Origin of the sequence: Bacillus sp. JJ634 (assembly GCF_036962285.1) — a bacterium.
In the GTDB taxonomy this organism is placed as follows: domain Bacteria; phylum Bacillota; class Bacilli; order Bacillales; family DSM-1321; genus Peribacillus; species Peribacillus asahii_A.
This window is the reverse complement of the sequence record NZ_JBALMU010000212.1, coordinates 452-1,174: the sequence shown is the minus strand read 5'-3', so window position 1 is coordinate 1,174 and position 723 is coordinate 452. Positions and strand designations below refer to the sequence as shown.

At 33.2% G+C, this 723-nt stretch carries 1 protein-coding gene; it reads left to right on the top strand.

The window, feature by feature from the left end; all coding sequences use genetic code 11:
- Positions 1-262: 262 nt before the first annotated feature.
- A partial coding sequence (locus V7068_RS22080; protein WP_499714569.1) for a radical SAM protein occupies positions 263-723 on the top strand: 461 nt, incomplete at its 3' end.

Genomic DNA, 723 nt, shown 5'->3' with positions numbered 1-723 from the left:
ATGATTTTTTTAGTAAGTGTGTCCTCTAAGACTGCATAAAATGGAATATACTATATGGTGAAGTATTTTTGGTTGGAATTTTGACAATATGTTAGTTACCTAATGGCTCGCTAACATGTGAAGACAATTGGAAAAAACTGTTAAACAGAAAAATGGTAATGGTAGTTTCCTTGAATAAGCATGTTCCCATTTAGGAACAAATATGCTGTAATAGAATAATAGTTCATCCTGTTCTAAGAGTCGAAGAAGTGAGGAATTGATAGTGAAAAAATTTAAGAAGTTTTACTTAGAGATTACAAGTGTGTGTAATCTTGCATGCAGCTTTTGTCCGCCAACAGAACGACAGAAGCAATTCATTTCTGTGGAGGATTTTTCTAAGAGATTAGACCAAATTAAACCGCACACAGACTATATTTATTTACATGTAAAAGGTGAGCCGCTGCTCCATCCTAAAATAGACCAATTGTTAGATTTAAGTCATGAAAAAGGGTTTAAAGTCAATATCACAACCAATGGAACATTAATTAATAAAAAGAGGGAAAAATTATTAAATAAGCCTGCGCTAAGACAAATGAATTTCTCACTCCATAGCTTTGATGGCCATATTGGTTCTAAAGATAAGGAAGGGTATGTGAGAAGTATTCTTTCTTTTATTAAAGAAGCAACGAGCCAATCAGAAATGATTGTTTCCCTGAGATTATGGAACCTTACACAAGACAATAC